General features: G+C 54.6%; 18 protein-coding genes and 1 pseudogene. 18 read left to right on the forward strand and 1 reads right to left on the reverse strand.

Features of this window, described 5'->3' with window-relative positions; translation table 11 throughout:
* Positions 1-162 precede the first annotated feature (162 nt).
* The 4 genes from ACIGHN_RS11900 (at position 163) to ACIGHN_RS11915 (ending at position 3,718) form a co-directional block, all read left to right on the forward strand.
* Complete coding sequence (locus tag ACIGHN_RS11900; protein WP_396504519.1) at positions 163-1,227, forward strand: hypothetical protein; 1,065 nt, start codon at positions 163-165, stop codon at positions 1,225-1,227.
* Positions 1,227-2,300 (forward strand): hypothetical protein, encoded by a 1,074-nt coding sequence (locus tag ACIGHN_RS11905; RefSeq protein WP_396504520.1) that lies wholly within the window; start codon positions 1,227-1,229, stop codon positions 2,298-2,300. The genes ACIGHN_RS11900 and ACIGHN_RS11905 overlap by 1 nt, the downstream gene beginning before the upstream one ends.
* Positions 2,266-2,964: a hypothetical protein gene (locus ACIGHN_RS11910; protein ID WP_396504521.1), complete on the forward strand. Its 699-nt coding sequence runs from the start codon at positions 2,266-2,268 to the stop codon at positions 2,962-2,964. Before ACIGHN_RS11905 ends, ACIGHN_RS11910 begins: the two co-directional genes overlap by 35 nt.
* A gap of 61 nt (positions 2,965-3,025) precedes the next feature.
* Positions 3,026-3,718, forward strand: coding sequence for a hypothetical protein (locus ACIGHN_RS11915; RefSeq protein ID WP_396504522.1), 693 nt, complete (start codon positions 3,026-3,028; stop codon positions 3,716-3,718).
* 126 nt (positions 3,719-3,844) lie between these two features.
* On the opposite strand, the gene ACIGHN_RS11920 is transcribed toward ACIGHN_RS11915, so the two are convergent.
* The gene (locus ACIGHN_RS11920; RefSeq protein WP_396504523.1) at positions 3,845-4,171 is read right to left on the reverse strand and encodes a helix-turn-helix domain-containing protein; all 327 of its coding nucleotides are present in this window, start codon (positions 4,169-4,171) and stop codon (positions 3,845-3,847) included.
* Between the two features lie 193 nt (positions 4,172-4,364).
* Between ACIGHN_RS11920 and ACIGHN_RS11925 the strand changes: the two genes are divergently transcribed.
* The 14 genes and pseudogenes from ACIGHN_RS11925 (at position 4,365) to rplT (ending at position 15,477) form a co-directional block, all read left to right on the forward strand.
* A complete protein-coding gene (locus ACIGHN_RS11925; RefSeq protein ID WP_396504524.1) occupies positions 4,365-4,643 on the forward strand; it encodes a hypothetical protein in 279 nt (92 codons plus the stop codon).
* Between the two features lie 59 nt (positions 4,644-4,702).
* Entirely contained in the window at positions 4,703-5,083 is a 381-nt protein-coding gene (locus ACIGHN_RS11930) for a DUF4177 domain-containing protein (RefSeq protein WP_396504525.1), read from the forward strand.
* Between the two features lie 13 nt (positions 5,084-5,096).
* Positions 5,097-5,513, forward strand: a complete 417-nt coding sequence (locus ACIGHN_RS11935) for a hypothetical protein (RefSeq protein WP_396504526.1) — start codon at positions 5,097-5,099, stop codon at positions 5,511-5,513.
* Between the two features lie 169 nt (positions 5,514-5,682).
* Positions 5,683-6,090 (forward strand): hypothetical protein, encoded by a 408-nt coding sequence (locus tag ACIGHN_RS11940; RefSeq protein WP_396504527.1) that lies wholly within the window; start codon positions 5,683-5,685, stop codon positions 6,088-6,090.
* A 143-nt stretch (positions 6,091-6,233) separates the two neighbouring features.
* Positions 6,234-6,683 (forward strand): hypothetical protein, encoded by a 450-nt coding sequence (locus tag ACIGHN_RS11945; protein ID WP_396504528.1) that lies wholly within the window; start codon positions 6,234-6,236, stop codon positions 6,681-6,683.
* Positions 6,684-6,789: 106 nt separating this feature from the next.
* On the forward strand, positions 6,790-6,975 hold the full coding sequence (locus tag ACIGHN_RS11950; RefSeq protein ID WP_396504529.1) for a hypothetical protein: 186 nt from the start codon (positions 6,790-6,792) through the stop codon (positions 6,973-6,975).
* A 3-nt stretch (positions 6,976-6,978) separates the two neighbouring features.
* Positions 6,979-7,128, forward strand: a complete 150-nt coding sequence (locus ACIGHN_RS11955) for a hypothetical protein (RefSeq protein ID WP_396504530.1) — start codon at positions 6,979-6,981, stop codon at positions 7,126-7,128.
* A 685-nt stretch (positions 7,129-7,813) separates the two neighbouring features.
* Entirely contained in the window at positions 7,814-9,625 is a 1,812-nt protein-coding gene (locus ACIGHN_RS11960; protein ID WP_396504531.1) for a DUF5906 domain-containing protein, read from the forward strand.
* 438 nt (positions 9,626-10,063) lie between these two features.
* Positions 10,064-11,251 carry a tyrosine-type recombinase/integrase gene (locus ACIGHN_RS11965; protein ID WP_396504532.1) on the forward strand — a complete coding sequence of 396 codons (1,188 nt, stop codon included), beginning with the start codon at positions 10,064-10,066 and terminating at the stop codon, positions 11,249-11,251.
* Positions 11,252-11,479: 228 nt separating this feature from the next.
* Positions 11,480-11,710, forward strand: a pseudogene (locus tag ACIGHN_RS11970) (isocitrate lyase); the annotation flags it as partial.
* Positions 11,711-12,060: 350 nt separating this feature from the next.
* Positions 12,061-13,998, forward strand: coding sequence for a threonine--tRNA ligase (gene thrS / locus ACIGHN_RS11975; protein ID WP_396504533.1), 1,938 nt, complete (start codon positions 12,061-12,063; stop codon positions 13,996-13,998).
* An 80-nt stretch (positions 13,999-14,078) separates the two neighbouring features.
* Complete coding sequence (gene infC / locus ACIGHN_RS11980) at positions 14,079-14,684, forward strand: translation initiation factor IF-3 (protein WP_082485817.1); 606 nt, start codon at positions 14,079-14,081, stop codon at positions 14,682-14,684.
* A gap of 204 nt (positions 14,685-14,888) precedes the next feature.
* Positions 14,889-15,092 carry a 50S ribosomal protein L35 gene (gene rpmI / locus ACIGHN_RS11985; RefSeq protein ID WP_056413729.1) on the forward strand — a complete coding sequence of 68 codons (204 nt, stop codon included), beginning with the start codon at positions 14,889-14,891 and terminating at the stop codon, positions 15,090-15,092.
* Positions 15,093-15,117: 25 nt separating this feature from the next.
* On the forward strand, positions 15,118-15,477 hold the full coding sequence (rplT, locus tag ACIGHN_RS11990) for a 50S ribosomal protein L20 (protein WP_056171937.1): 360 nt from the start codon (positions 15,118-15,120) through the stop codon (positions 15,475-15,477).
* Positions 15,478-15,530: the final 53 nt, after the last annotated feature.

Raw genomic sequence — 15,530 nt, forward strand, 5'->3', positions numbered from 1 at the left:
TGAACCGCGCCTTTAACGCTCCGCTAGATCGGTGGGCTGACCCTGCAACGAGGTGACTACGTAGCTTCTTGGGCAACATCTTGTTGCGTTTCATGGAAATGTTGGGCAGAGTCCAGAGACTAGAGTGCTTTGTGTTTCAGGCTAACTAACAAGGGACCATACATGGCTGGTGGGGAAAGAAGTGCCATTGCGAAGATGGCAGAGCGGGTCTCAGATGACTTATTTGATTGGTTTAAATGGAAGAGAATTCCGGTTCGTGATCAAAATTTTGATTGCATCAAACCAGTTCACGCTCCCAAAAAAAATTCTAATCATAATCATCCGGTTGATGTGGTATTCACGTATCACGATTCATATTTAAACAAGAATATATATTTAAATACGGATCTGAAAAGCTATGCTGCTGGGAGTATTGATTCGTCAAATATCGTTTCTGCTCTGAAATCTTTGGCGCAGACAATTGATTGTGCACACGTTTCAGAAGAATGGCAGTCTCGATATGTTTTGGAGGAGCATTCTTACGAAGTAAGAGGCTTACTGTTTGTTTATAATCACGATGCTGATTATGATAAGAATTTTTATGACGTATTGTATGCGCCCGTAAAAGGGCGAGGTAAAGGTGAGCCTAAAGCCGTCCGATTGGATACATTGCCGATTCAAGATGGACAGTGCCTTCATGTGGCTGAACCATCGCTAATAAGCTATTTGACCTCAGTGATCGCAGATGCGAACAGTTTGCACGCCGCAGGGACTTTTCCAGAGAAGCAGTATGAGTTTTTCTATCCTGACATGAAGCTTCACAAGACCAGCGGTGAGCGGTTTAGTCGTGCTGCGACAATAGAAATGCTGTCTGGTCCATATCTTATTATTAGGCATGATACGGTGAAAAAATATAATGAAAGCACCGGTAAATTGGAGGAAAGGTTTGGGGAAGGGTATGTAATTTACTACAATCGCAGCGGCGGGAGCGCTGAAGAGTTTGCATATTTTTTTGATATTTTGTCTGGATTTCAGATAGTCGATGGCACTCATAGTTTGAGGGTGAGACTTGTTCACAAGTCACCCGCATCAGATGCTCGAAGTAATTTCTCTCGAGGCATCGATCTCTATTGTCGTGACTGGGGGTTGGATCGCTACAGGCGTGAACGGTTTGGCCAAATAGAATTTGAAATAGTTTCACTGACCCGTTACTCTTTTTCTCGAACTGAAATAGGCTGGGATAGGTAATGAGGATTGGTACAATTTATAGCGCGAGTGACAAATCTCTTTTTGATGCGCTAAATCAAAAGAATGTTACTAATTCTGAGCTGAGGCAGCTTTTTTTGACTCGTGGTATTTTGGTTTCGCCGGACACGAGTCGAAAGGCCTTGGCCAGGCATTTTGCTCGATTGTTTCATGATTATCATGATTATCAGGCGTTGGCAAGACTTTTTGGGAGTGGATTGAGTCGGGAGAAAACTTCGACAATCCGTGTGGCTACTAATGCCTCTCTAAAAGAATTCGAGTCTGGGATTTTCGAGTTAAAGAGTGATCTTGAAAGTGCTGGTGCACTGGTGAAGGTTTTTCGAGGTCAGGGTAGTCGTCTGGATGTCGAGGTTCGTTATACAAAGGTTCAATTCAATAAAAGTGAATTTCGCCAAGTGACGAATCGAGTTGCTATGATTTCTTTTCGCTCTGAAGACGGCGGTATAGTTATTGACTCGCCGTATAGTGATGAGGCTCGCGAATGGGTTGATGCAATAGCGAAGTCAGTAAGGGATAAGGGTGTGGAGAAATTTGAATTCGACGAGATTCAATTGTCTCCGGGGCTGGATGCCAAAAAGAAAACATCTTTTTTCACTCATTTGATCAATAATTTGCCTGACATGCCGCTCAAAGATGTATCGGATGTCTATGTGACCAAGCCTCCAGAGAGTAATGATGAACGAGAGCTTGAGTCGGGCAATTCGGAGATCAGAATTGATAAAGCGTCTCTCAAAGGTCAGGGGGTGCTGGAGTCACAAGAGCTAGCGTTGCTCGAAAAGCGCGGATTTTATGTATCGAGGATAATTTGGACGGCCAAAGGAAAAAATGTCGATTCCGATATATATGAGTTTGAGGCACAATTTGCATCGCCTGAAGAGTGTCAAGATTTTGTGTATTTATCTCGGGGTTTTTATAAGTGTCTGACTATCGGAGAGTTTTCTAAATCTCGCTCTGCCTTCACTCGAGAGGAGGAGCAAAAATATGGAGCCATGATCGAATTGGCTGCACGTAAGTCGCTCCATGAAGTCAATAGGCCTCAGCATGGCGAAATCTAAATGGCTATTTTTGGATGTTGACTCTTCGTTGAGTCAGATAAATGCTGCACTGTCGTTGGCTAAATTTGATTTGGAGATTGGGCGAGGTTTTGAACCTCTGTCTCGATCTACAAAGGCATTAAATTATCGATTTATAGAGAAAACTATTGAAATCGAACGGGTTGCTGATCCATTTGGAGAGGTGAATGAGATTCAGACAGTGCGATATGCCATGACACGTTTCGAAATTCATCGTCGGTTGAGTTCTCCTGGATCATATCTTTTGGAAATTGAAAATCCTCCGCGAACAGTTCGATCGATGATTGGCGCACTTGCTGCTGCTCTAGGGCATATCACAGTATATGAGGTTGAATGGTCGGTGCTTGATTTTTATTTCCGGATTAAGCATGAGTCGCCGCGAGCAAAAATAGTCAAACTCAAGGCATCGAAAATTCCTATATCGGACTCATCTGCGATGAAGGTTGAAATATCTTCTGTTAAGGATGCTTTCGCTGACTATTTGCATAAATTCCCGGGATCAGAAGGTAGAATTGATAAAATCAGAGTGGATCGGCCTTTTATGGATGTTGCTGGGTTTTTGGAGGTTGGCGCAAACGGGCTCTGCATATTTGATGATGAAGTTGGAGATCGGGTTAAGGGGATGATTTTGAGTATTTATGTTTGAGGTGGGCGTTTTGATCGTATGTTCGCGCTGTTATGTATTCGGCTGTGTTTGAGGATTATAAATGCGTACGGCTAATCCTGAAAATATTAGGAATGATTTTCTTGCAGGTCTTGTTGATATTAAAGATGCTTTAATTGATGTGACTAGTAAAGGAGTGGCTGCTAAGAGTAGATTACATGTTGTTGAGTACAGCTATTTGGCCGCTTCGATTCTTTTGGAAGGGTTTATAAGCGACTTGTTCGTCGCCTACATTAATAAAAGGAATGGCCCATTCGTAAACCACATAGTTGGTAAGATGAAGATTGAAGCGACTGATGACATTGCGAAGCGTGCAGCGCAGTTCGCAACGGTTGACATTACCTCGCATCTCACGCTCGATAAGATTCGTCAGATTCTTGATCCGAGGGATTGGAATGTATCTTTCACCACAACTGGCGAATTAAAGGCAAAGGCCAATCTATGGCTAGATGCGCCATTCAGAAACTACTTTGACAACTTAAGTGCGCCTCATGGAGCTCTGCTTGATGCGACCAAGGCTACTCGCAATTATCTCGCGCATCGGTCTGGCGCTTCACAAAAGGCAATGCAGGCTGCCTTGATAAATGCTAATTTGACCCAAGGATTTCGGCGTGGCGCAAATCAGGTAAATAGTGTTGGCTCATTTTTGGACAGCACTCCACCCGGTCAGCATCAAACGCGGCTTAGCTACTATCTCTCGGAGTTACATGCGATCGCACGGCAACTTTGTCCGTAACAGTTTCTGTGGCTTCTGAAGGTTAACGAAGTCGCACTTGCTCGACTGCCAGTAGTCGGTTGATTGCGGTCTGAGATGCTTTACTGCTCGCCCAAACACACATCAAAGTAGATGGCGGCCTTGCATTCACGCCAGTTGGTTAAGCCATAAGGAAACGCTACGGTGGCGAAGAGAAGGCGTGAGGGTCCACAACACGAAAAGTAGTTGCGCCACCTCGTCCTCTTCGCAGTAGAGATAAGCGAGCGGAACACCCAGCGCGTCTGCTATTTGTCGCGCCGTCTTCACTGGAGGCTCATGCGTCCCCAGTTCATATCTGCTGATCCGAGCACGGCTTGACGACTCGTCAATGCCTATCAGCACCCCCACCTTTTCCTGAGACCACCCCAGCTCCTCGCGTCGTGAGCGCATGCGGCGGCCCACAACGTTCGGGGAATCCAATGGCTCGGATGGCATGTCACGAGTCTCGTGACGTGGTGATAATTCGTCGTCACGAAATTCGTTACAAAACCCTGTGGGTTGCCACGCTCAGCGGCGATGTGCCCTTTGAAAGAAGTCTTTAGCTGTTCACCCCAACCCTCAACCAAGGAGCCTTAGTCCACCTATGCGACCCATGCAATCTGCTTTTCCCGTTCTCGTCTTGGCCTCATTGACCCTGTTATCCGGTTGCTCCGGCCCCAGCCGCGAAGAACTAGCCCGCATCAAATCCGAATGCGCCAGCTTCCACAAACAAGAGCGCGCCAAGTACAGCACCTACGTCGTCAAACCCATCGACCACTGGACCAAGGACGGTCGCATCGTCGTGGAGTTGTCCGAGAAAGAAAGCGAGGAGTCGACCAAGTACACCAGCCACCTGTGCGTTTACGACAAAGACAAGGGAAGCATCTCGCTGCCCAGCGTCTTCGAGCGCGCCCGCTGGAGCAAGTAACGCAAACCCTGTAACCCATCCCACCCCAACCCATCAACATCAACCAAGGAGGAGAACTTATGGAATACGAATACAAGGTCATCGACGTAGCCGACGGTGCCATCAGCTCGTTTCTGCTCGGCGAAGGCCGTATCGAAACCGGCGTACTGGAGGCCTACATCAACGCCATGGCATCCGAAGGCTGGCGCATGGTGTTCATGAGCAAGGTCATGCAGCGTCACTTGCTGGTGACTGACCGAGAAACCCTCATGGTCACTTTCGAGCGCCGCGTGCCGGAATCAGAGAGAGCCGCCCGCGCCGCCCGCTGCATCGATGACGTCATAGCCGCAGAAGCCCAGGCCAAGCGGGTAGGGCGCAAAGCCGTTGCGGGCGCTGCAGGTGCGGTCCTGGGCGGGGTAGCGCTGGACGCTTTGGTCAGCAACCTTGCCAGCGATGAATAAGGAGGGGCGACCGATGGACCTCAACGAACGCCTCGCCGCCCGCCGCAAAGAACTCGCCATGGAGGAGGAGCGCCTGCGCATCGCCACCCAGCAACAGCGTCAGGCTGAAATCGAGGCAGCACGTCAAGCGGCCCAAGCAGCGGCAGAAGCAATGCCTGCAACCCCAGACCTGATGAAGCTGCAAACGCCCGCCCAGAAGTCGGTGGACATGGAAGAGGGCATTCAGCTGTTCAAGGATGCAGTCGAGCGCACTACCAAGAAGCAAGTGGCGATTTTCTGCGCCATGGGACTCTTGGCACTCATCGGCCTAGCCAAGGACCCTCTCATGGCGATCTTCTGGTCGGTGTTTGCGTTGGGTTACCTTGGGATGACCATCAATGACCATGCCAACGCGATCAGAAATCTCGCTGATAAGCCTGAGGTCCACTGAACACACCACCGCCCCGGCGCGCCCTGAAATCCGGGTGCCGCTAAAGCAAGGAGATCACTAGAAAGTTCCGATAGTTCAAGCTCACATGACCAAAGCACCCACTGGGCGCCCCTGGAGAAATCCTCGGGCGCTTTTTCTTTGTCTCTATTTTTATAAGGATGAATTGCCTATGCAAACCTACCGCGATCATGAAAGCCTGGTACGTCTGGCGTCTACGAAAAGCAGTCTCGGGCTCGACACCTTGGTGCTTGGCAGACTTGGTGAGGAAATTCGAAGCGAGTGCGAAGACTGGGCCTCATTGCTGCATGTTGTGGTGACGGAAGCTCAAGACACCCCGAAAGCGATAGAAGAGCAGCTCGGGTTCGCCATCTTGCACAACCGCTGGAATGGCTTGCACTGGGAGAGCTTGGATTTCACCCCCTCGTGGGATGTTGTCGAATGGACCGAGCACTGGTACATCCTGACCTTCATCCTCAGTGATGACGGGTTTGGAGTTGTGGTGTTCATGCCCAGAGGCGACTCGAACGAACTCACCCTCCTGTGCGATCGCTACGTCGAGAAAGAGCACCCGCAATGATGCTCATGCCTAGCATCGCACTGCCTGTCGCAACCAGCCAACGCCACCTTCGGGTGGCATTTTTTTGCCCATTCAAAACTGAGAAAAACCGCGTATCTGTAATGAGGAATGTTCCTCGATCCACCCATTGAAAAGGACCACCAATGACAGATACCAATCAAGAAGCGATCACGACGCTTCGCACGGACCAGTGCCCCTCTTTGTCTGAACGATCCACGCTGACCTACGAGTTGGGAATGGACACAGCGAGCGCCTTGCACCTGCGCGTCACGCACAACACCGGCAAAGGGCATCACAACCCTTCATGGGTGGCCCTCGACGTGGTAGAACCTTTGCTGACCAAAGCGCCCACGTTGGCGGCATCGGCCCTGGCCACTCTGTTCGCGGGCACCTCGGTGAACACGGCAGGGTTTGTGATGGCTGTGCTCAAGCACCTGGGCATCGTGCAGGCGGTGCAAGACAAGCGACATGCCTATCAGTTCGTGGAAGGCAACGACTGGAGGACCACGCTCCGAGCGCCCGTAGAGACGCCTCGTCCTGTGAAGGATGAAAAGGCGCGTAGCAAGAAGACGGGGGCACCTGCGGCTTCCTAAGCGACACCAGCTGCCACCCGTAGACCCTTCATTGCAAGCGGTAAGTCCACCGACCGGCGATACCTTCGCCTGGACCTATTACCTCTGCCTTGCTTTAGGAGTCTTCATGGCCGCTCTGCTCGCTGCTTCCCTGACCACCGTCCTCGTGCTTCACCTCATGGCCTCCGGCGCCCGCTGGCTGTGCCTGGTGGGGCTGGGCCTGCTGGTCTATGCCTTTCCGCTGCACTTCCTCGTGATCGTTCTGATCGCTGCGGGGCTTGTGTACTACCTCGACACCTACCGAAAGAAATAACCCATGATCTTCCAAGACTGCATCCTGACCGCAGCTACTGCTCTGCTGGACAAGGACCTTCCCGTCGAACTCTTGCCCTTGACCATCACCAGCCATGCCGCAGGTCTGCTGGGGTGGGAGGCGGAGCGCCTGGGCGGCCCGGCCTGGGACTGATAGCTACCCCACCACTCCGAGGCTTGCAGGCCCGTCTGCGGCCAACCTGGGCAGCTCTTACCCGCCTCCCGGCCCCGGCCCTCGCGTGCTGGCCTGCCGGAACACCTCTCCTGAACACACCCGACCAAGACGAATGCCTAAAGCAAGGCGGGCTTTGTTGTGGGCGGTCAACGGAGTAGGACACAAGGACGCCCCGGGGTGGTGCCGCATGGTGCTGCTCCGGGGTGATCGTCTCTTATTTTTTTCGAACCATTGTTGTTAGTTGCAATTTGCGATAAACTCCTTGAAGCGATTGCGAAAGACCCACTGTATGGGGGTAACGGCAAAAGTTAGGTACGTTCTGTATCGAAATCTCTGGGCCGTGGTTGAACAGACCATGCACCCTACAAACCCTGATGGGAAGCGCGATCCGTAGCAATTACGGGTTGCTAAGACAAGCTCTCAAGCCTGCTTGAGGGGCCATTTGAAGTTCGCTTCGGATGGTTGTTGTTTACAGACCAAGAGTCTGTGAAAGCTGTCTTACCGCACATGTTTATTGTGTGGGCGTCTTACCGTGGGTGGAAGAAATTCTCCTCATGCCGCCAATGCTCGAAGCATGCCTTCGTGCGCTGCCGTGGCGCGCTCCTGACTGTTTTCTCGCTCTTGGTCTCTTGCCACTTTGGCGTGTCACAAATTAGGAGAAAACATGGGAAATCCCAACACAAAAGATATCGACTTGCTTGCGGATGAGCTTGTCACAAACAACCTGGGCCAAGAGGGTGCTGAGTCGATGGAGTCGAACAGCGCAACAAATGACGAGGAGTTCGACGTTGAACTTATGTCTGACGGCGATGGCCTCGACGGCGAACAGGAGGGCGCAGACTCGTCGCTGACCAGCCAGCAGATTGTCGAAGATCTCCTGAAAAAGTCCGAGGCCGATTGCGGGGCCCCCTTTGAGGAGGTGGCTCTTCATGCGTTACTGGGACTGCGCGATCGGAACTATCCGGAGTGGATGCGTGTTCGAGCGCAACTTAAACGCGCGAACAAGGACATCTCGATAGTCAAGCTGGACCAGGCAATTGGTCGACTTGGAACGAGCCTCAAGGAGGTCGCCCCCACCCACTTCGGCTACGCCAAGGACATATGGGATAAGTTGTCTGTTGACGGGTATGCGCCCGTCACGGTCAATGGAGTCTTGTACCTGCCGCAAGCTTCGACCCAGCTGTGGGTAGAACTGCCCTTCAACGAGCTGAAGGCGAAGATCGCAAGAGTGCACGACGGCAAGGTGAATTGCTTCCGTGAAGAGGATTACCACAGTATCGCGAAGGTCGTACTGACGCTGCGGGATCAGTCTTCATTCTTTGAAGACGCCCCGGAGGGCGTTGCGTGTTTGCGTAGCTTCCACAGCGTACGTGACAGAAAAATCTGCCAGGAGGTGCTGGGGCTGAAACACCGGCAACAGCGGTCGTTGCCCTTCGAGCCCGAAGATGTGCCCACCCCCCTCTACGACGCGTTTCGGGCAGAAACGTTCTATTCGACCAACGAAGGCGAGGAGCAGGAACAAATCAGCCTCTTGGACGAGTTTGCCGGGGCTTCAATGCTCGGCATCGGCCATCGTTTCCAGAAGGCCTTTGTCTGGATGGATCGCTATGGCCGGGCGGGAAAGGGGGCGATGCAGGAGATCCTCGGTCGCTTGGTGCATCCCGATCTCACCTCCGCCATCTCACCCCTCGACTGGGGAGGGGGCAACCGGTACTTCATCGCCAGCCTAGCAGACATGCGCCTGAACGTAGTGGGTGAACTGCCGGAGAACGCCGCCATTCCGTCAGCTGAGTTCAAGTCAGTGCTGGGTGGAGACCTGTTGACCGGTCGTCTGCCGACGCAGCCGCCTTTTTCCTTTCGCAATCGGGCCATGCATTTGTTCATGACCAACCACGCGATCAAGGTCAATGAGCACTCTGAGGCTTTCTATGCGCGCTGGAAGCTTATGGAGTTCCCAAACAGCCGGTTGAAGAGCGGCCAGCCACTGGACCCCTCTCTGGCTTTGCGCATCGCTAACGCGGAGATCTCAGGCATTGCGTACAAAGCGCTGAAGGGCGCTGAGCGGCTACTGAGCCAAGGGAAATTCTCGGAGTCGAAGGTGCATGACCGCTTGATGCACGAATGGCGCGTATCTGCCAACTCTTTGCAGGAGTTCATCCAGGAAAACTGTGAACTCGGAGGAGACAAGCTGCTCGTCCGTCAGACGTCTTTCTACGAAAATTATCGTGCTTGGTGCAAGGAAAACGGCCGCATCGAGTACGCGAATGCTCGAGTCAAGGACATGCTGACGCACAGCTTGAAACTTAGCATCAGAGCGGCGGTCCTTGATGGTCATAAGATCTACCGAGGGCTGCGGTTCAAGCCACAACCGCTCGCGGAGTTCGATGTGAACTTGGAGCGAGAGGATGAATTGAGAGATGTTGATGCATCCATGAACGGTGGGCTGGCGTCCGATCAGCGCGATGCGGACTTTTAAGATGGCCGCTTCCACGGAAAAAGCGCGAGAAGTGGGAAAAGTGGACCCGCCGTCGGGGCGCTCCTCTAACACGAGAAGTTCCGTCGCAACCCAACCCGCGACCAGCTTCCCTTCATCCGTACGTGCCCTCCGTACGCCCCCGCCTGCGCCATTCGAGGTTGGGCCGCCAAGCCGCGCTTACCTCGCACGTGCTCCTCGCTACGCCGGAAAGACCGGTGGCGCGGCCCTTTCCATCTTCTGCATCGGCTCGGGCATCTCACAGGGATCGGTTTTCCCCCTGCACACCACCATCGTTCCAACCACCCAGCTCCATCTCGGGTGCGTGGCCTTTTTATCTACCCCGGAAAGGAACCTGCTTCTGAACCCATACCAACCATCCTGCGCGCATTGTTGTGTGCAGTTCTCGTCAACTTTCTTAACCTTCCAAGGAGACGCACTATGCCAAATGTGAACCTCGATGCTCAGTTCGTGCGGGATGTCGTGTGCTCGGAAGGGCGTAGCAAGACCGACTACTACGACAACGTCATCACGGGCTTCATCCTGGAAGTTCGTGCGACCGGCGGTAAAACCTACAGTCTGCGGTATCGCGACCCGCACGGCAAACAGCGCCAGCACAAGATCGGCGATGCGAAGTCCATCACGTTCGACAAGGCTCGGCAGGCCGCAGAAAAGCTGCGTGCAAAAGTTGTCCTGGGGGAAGACCCTTACTATGACAAGAAAACTGTCCGTGAAGTGCCGACGCTTTCACAGTTCATCACTGACAAGTATCTGCCGCACATGCGGGTTCACCGCCGCAACTTTCAGTCAACCATCAGTTTCTTGAACCTCCACATCGTTCCACGGTTCGGGCACTTGCACTTGGACAGCATCACTTCCGCTATGGTCGAGCAGGCCCATGGAGAGATGCGCAGCAAAGGTTATGCGGCAGCTACTTCCAACAAGCTACCCATACTTTTGAAGATCATCTTCAATTTGGCCGGAAAGCTCAAAGTCCATGGCGCATCCAAAAATCCTGCCAACGGCATCGCGTTGTTTCAGCTCAACAATGCAAAGGAGCGGTACTTGACGTCCGAGGAGACCGCACGCCTGCACGAGGCCCTTGACCGGAGTGACAACAAGCAGCTTAAGTACATCGTGGCTTTGATGTTGATGTTCGGCTGCCGCAAGCGCGAGTTGCTTGACGCGAAGTGGGACGACTTTGATCTAGAGCGGAAGTTCTGGCGGATTTCTACGTCTAAAACGGGTAAGGCGCGCACCATTCCCATCTCGTACAAGGCGTGGGAGATACTTCAGCAACTGCCTAGATGGGACGGGTGTGTCTACGTGGTACCGAACCCTAAGACTTTAAAACCGTTTGCCAATTTGTTTTGCTGCTGGAATACGGCGCGAAAGCGGGCGGGGTTGTCGGATGTCCGGATGCATGACCTGCGGCATAGTTTTGCAAGCAATCTCGTGAATGCAGGTCAGTCGATGAGCGTGATCGGCAAACTTCTAGGGCATTCGCAGCTCAAGACAACTCAGCGATATGCCCACCTATCGGATGCCACGTTGCTGGCAGCGGTAGATGTGGCCGCCAACGCCGCAGGTGCACCTATCGGGAGGTTGCGTCAAGTAGCCAGCGTGTAAACCTAGAACTGGGCAAAATTCATCTCCCGCCCCTCAGTGGCTCGCTCGCTGAGTTGGGTGGGAGGTGGGAGGTCTAGGTTGTAAAAGCGGAAATTGCCTTGATCCTATTGGTCAAAGTCGCGGCACATAGTGGGCGGAGTTGGGTGATAGGTGGGTGGTGCGAAAAACAGATCCCAAAAAACAAGAAAAACCGTTGTAAATCTTAGGCTTACAAGCGGGCTTTGTCTGTTCAACACCTTCCAGTTCGCCCACGCCTACGCCAATGGCGAAGGCATGAAGCACTACGTCAACATGGTGCAAGAGCCAGAATTCGCCGCACGCGACAAGGGCTACACCTTCGTGTCGCACCAGCAGGAAGTGGGCGCAGGCTACTTCGACGACGTGACCACGGTGATCCAAGGTGGTTCGTCCAGCGTGAAGGCCCTGACGGGTTCGACCGAAGAAGAGCAGTTCCACTGATCAGCGGGGTGGACGGGGGTCTTGCGCCGCCGCGGTGTGGCGCAAAACCCATCAAAACCCGCCAGTCTGTGAAGCCCGGAGCATCCGCTTCGGGCTTTTTGCTTTGCGCAGGGTTAAAATGGCGGGAAATTCACTGCACAAGAGCGAGAAAGGCAATCTGGTTATGACACCGCGAACTACATCGGAGATGTCGACCGGCCGTTAAGGCTGGCTGTTCGCGCCTGCACGAGATTGCACACCCCTCCAAAAGCGCGGACCTGTTCCGCGCTTTTTTGTTTTTGGGCCTGGCGCGTGCCCGCACCCACCCTCACACCTTTTCGTACTGATTCCAAAGAAAGAGCAGTCGTCCCATGATTCACATCACCCTTCCCGATGGTTCGCAGCGCGAGTTTCCCGGCCCGGTCACGGTCGCTGAAGTGGCCGCGTCGATTGGCACCGGCCTGGCCAAGGCCGCCCTGGCCGGCAAGATCCCTGCCGAAGGTGGTGAAGGCTTCAAGGTCGTGGACACCAGCTACCAGATCACGGCCGACAGCCCGCTGTCCATCGTGACGGCCAAGGATGCCGACGGGCTGGACGTGATCCGCCACTCCACCGCCCACTTGCTGGCCTACGCCGTCAAGGACCTGTTCCCGGAAGCCCAGGTGACCATCGGCCCGGTGATCGAGAACGGTTTCTTCTACGACTTTGCGTACAAGCGCCCCTTCACGCCCGAAGACCTGGTCGCCATCGAAAAGCGCATGACCGAGCTGGCCGCCAAGGACGAGCCCGTGTCGCGCCGCGTACTGCCGCGCGACGAGGCGGTGGCGTACTTCAAGGGCCTGGGCGAGAACTACAAGGCCGAGATCATCGCCAGCATCCCCAGCAACGAGGATGTGAGCCTGTACCGCGAAGGCGCGTTCGAAGACCTGTGCCGCGGCCCCCACGTGCCCAGCACCGGCAAGCTCAAGTTCTTCAAGCTGATGAAGGTGGCTGGCGCCTACTGGCGTGGCGACCACCGCAACGAGATGCTCCAGCGCATCTACGGCACGGCCTGGGCCACGAAGGACGAGCTGCAGCAGTACCTCACCATGCTGGAGGAGGCCGAAAAGCGCGACCACCGCAAGCTGGGCCGCGAGCTCGACCTGTTCCACATGGACGAGCATTCGCCCGGCACCGTGTTCTGGCACCCCAAGGGCTGGGCGTTGTGGCAGGAGGTGGAGCAGTACATGCGCCGCGTGTACCGCAACAACGGCTACCAGGAGGTCAAGGGCCCGCAGATCCTGGACAAGCAGCTGTGGGAGACGACCGGCCACTGGGACAAGTACCACGAGAACATGTTCACGACCGAGTCGGAAAAGCGCGAGTACGCGCTCAAGCCGATGAACTGCCCCGGCCACATCCTGATCTACAAGCAGGGCATCAAGAGCTACCGCGACCTGCCGCTGCGGTACGGCGAATTCGGTGCCTGCCACCGCAACGAGCCCACCGGCGGCCTGCACGGCATCATGCGCGTGCGCGGCTTCACGCAGGACGACGGCCACATCTTCTGCACCGAAGAGCAGGTGCTGGAAGAGTGCGCCAACTACACGGCATTGGTGCAGAAGGTCTACAAGGACTTCGGCTTCACCAACATCATCTACAAGGTGGCCACGCGGCCGGCCGCACGCATCGGCACCGATGAGTCGTGGGACCGCGCCGAAAAGGCGCTGATGGACGGCCTGCGCCATTCGGGCTGCGAGTTCGAGATCGCCGAAGGCGAGGGCGCCTTCTACGGCCCCAAGATCGAGTACACGCTGAAAGACGCGCTGGGCCGCCAGTGGCAATGCGGCACGATGCAGATCGACCCCAACCTGCCTGAGCGCCTGGACGCCGAATACGTGGCCGAAGACGGCACCCGCAAGCGCCCGCTGATGCTGCACCGCGCCACCGTGGGCAGCATGGAGCGTTTCATCGGCATGCTGATCGAACACTACGCTGGCGCCTTCCCTCTGTGGCTGGCTCCGGTGCAGGTGGCGGTGCTCAATATCACCGACGCGCAGGCCGATTACTGTCGCGAAATTGCCGCAAAGCTTGAAAAAGCGCTGCCGAATCAAGACCTTAGGGTGGCGGTAGATCTGCGCAACGAGAAGATTACGTATAAAATACGGGAGCATTCGTTGCAAAAGCTGCCGTACATCCTCGTCGCGGGCGACAAGGAAAAGGCCGCAGGCGCCGTCGCAGTGCGCGCCCGGGGTAATCGTGACCTCGGAGTGATGTCCATTGAAGCGTTCGCTGAGTTGATCGCCCAGGACATCGCCACCAAAGCCTGAGTTTGATTCAAAACATGCTTTGTCGCATGCCAGCTGCGCGGTTGTAGCTACATTTTTTGTAGTAATTTGATTGAAGGAAGATAGCCATCGCTACTGAATTTCGTGATCGTCGCCACCGTGAAGAGCGCAAGCACCGCCTGAACCGTGAAATCATGGCCCCGGAAGTCCGTCTGTCCGGGCCAGAGAACGAGCCTTTGGGCGTGGTCAGCCTCATGGAAGCCCTGCGCATGGCAGGCGAGCTGGATGTGGATCTGGTGGAAATCGCTGCCACAGCGAATCCGCCGGTGTGCCGCCTGATGGACTACGGCAAGTTCAAGTACCAGGAGCAAAAGCGCGCTGCCGAGGCCAAGGCCAAGCAGACGGTCATCGAGATCAAGGAAGTCAAATTCCGTCCGGGTACGGACGATGGCGACTACAACATCAAGATGCGCAACATCCGCCGCTTCCTGGCAGAGGGTGACAAATGCAAGATCACGCTGCGTTTTCGCGGCCGTGAAATCACGCACCAGGAACTGGGGCTGGCACTGCTCAACCGCATTCGCGATGAGCTGGCCGATTCCATCGTCATCGAGCAGTTTCCCAAGCTGGAAGGCCGCCAGATGATCATGATGATCGCACCAGGCAAGAAAAAGCCTGCACCGGTCAAGCCCGCTGCCGAAGGCACGCCTTCGGGCAGCGCCGCCTAAGGCGGCGTAGCCGCCGCCGCAGCAGCAGAGACAAAGAGACAGAATTTGCCAGGCTTGCTCCGCAAGGGGTACGCCGGGCAATAGGCAGCGTTCACGCGCTGCCATGCAGCTGGTGCAAACCGGCTGAAAAAGTGGCTCGGGGCCAACAAGTTTGCAGATCGGTTTGCAAACGCCTCGCGAGCACAATGAAAAAGGAGCATTCACATGCCCAAAATGAAGACCAAGAGCAGCGCGAAAAAACGTTTCCGCGTTCGTCCCGGTGGCACCGTCAAGCGCGGTCAAGCCTTCAAGCGTCACATCTTGACCAAGAAGACCACCAAGAACAAGCGCCAGTTGCGTGGTGCAGTGGCTGTGCATGAGACCAATATGGGTCACATCGCGCAAATGCTGCCCGGCATGGGCGTTTAATTAACGACGAACAAGGAGTACATACATGCCTCGCGTCAAACGTGGTGTAACGGCCCGTGCCCGTCACAAGAAAGTTCTCGCCCTTGCCAAGGGTTTCCGTGGTCGCCGCGGTAATGTCTACCGTATCGCCAAACAGGCGGTAATGAAGGCTGGGCAATATGCCTACCGTGACCGCCGCAACAAGAAGCGCGTGTTCCGCCAGCTGTGGATCGCCCGTATCAACGCCGCTTCGCGCGAACTGGGCCTGACCTACAGCCAGTTCACCAACGGCCTGAAGAAGGCATCCATCGAGATCGACCGCAAGATGCTGGCCGACCTCGCAGTGCACGACAAGGCTGCCTTTGGCAGCATCGTAAGCCAAGTCAAGGCCAAGCTGGCTGCTTGAGTTCACGATGGGCGGCTATCTTTTTGATAGCTGCCTGCGCAATAACAACAAGG

It is taken from the genome of Acidovorax sp. NPDC077693 (genome assembly GCF_044542805.1).
Classification (GTDB): domain Bacteria; phylum Pseudomonadota; class Gammaproteobacteria; order Burkholderiales; family Burkholderiaceae_C; genus Acidovorax.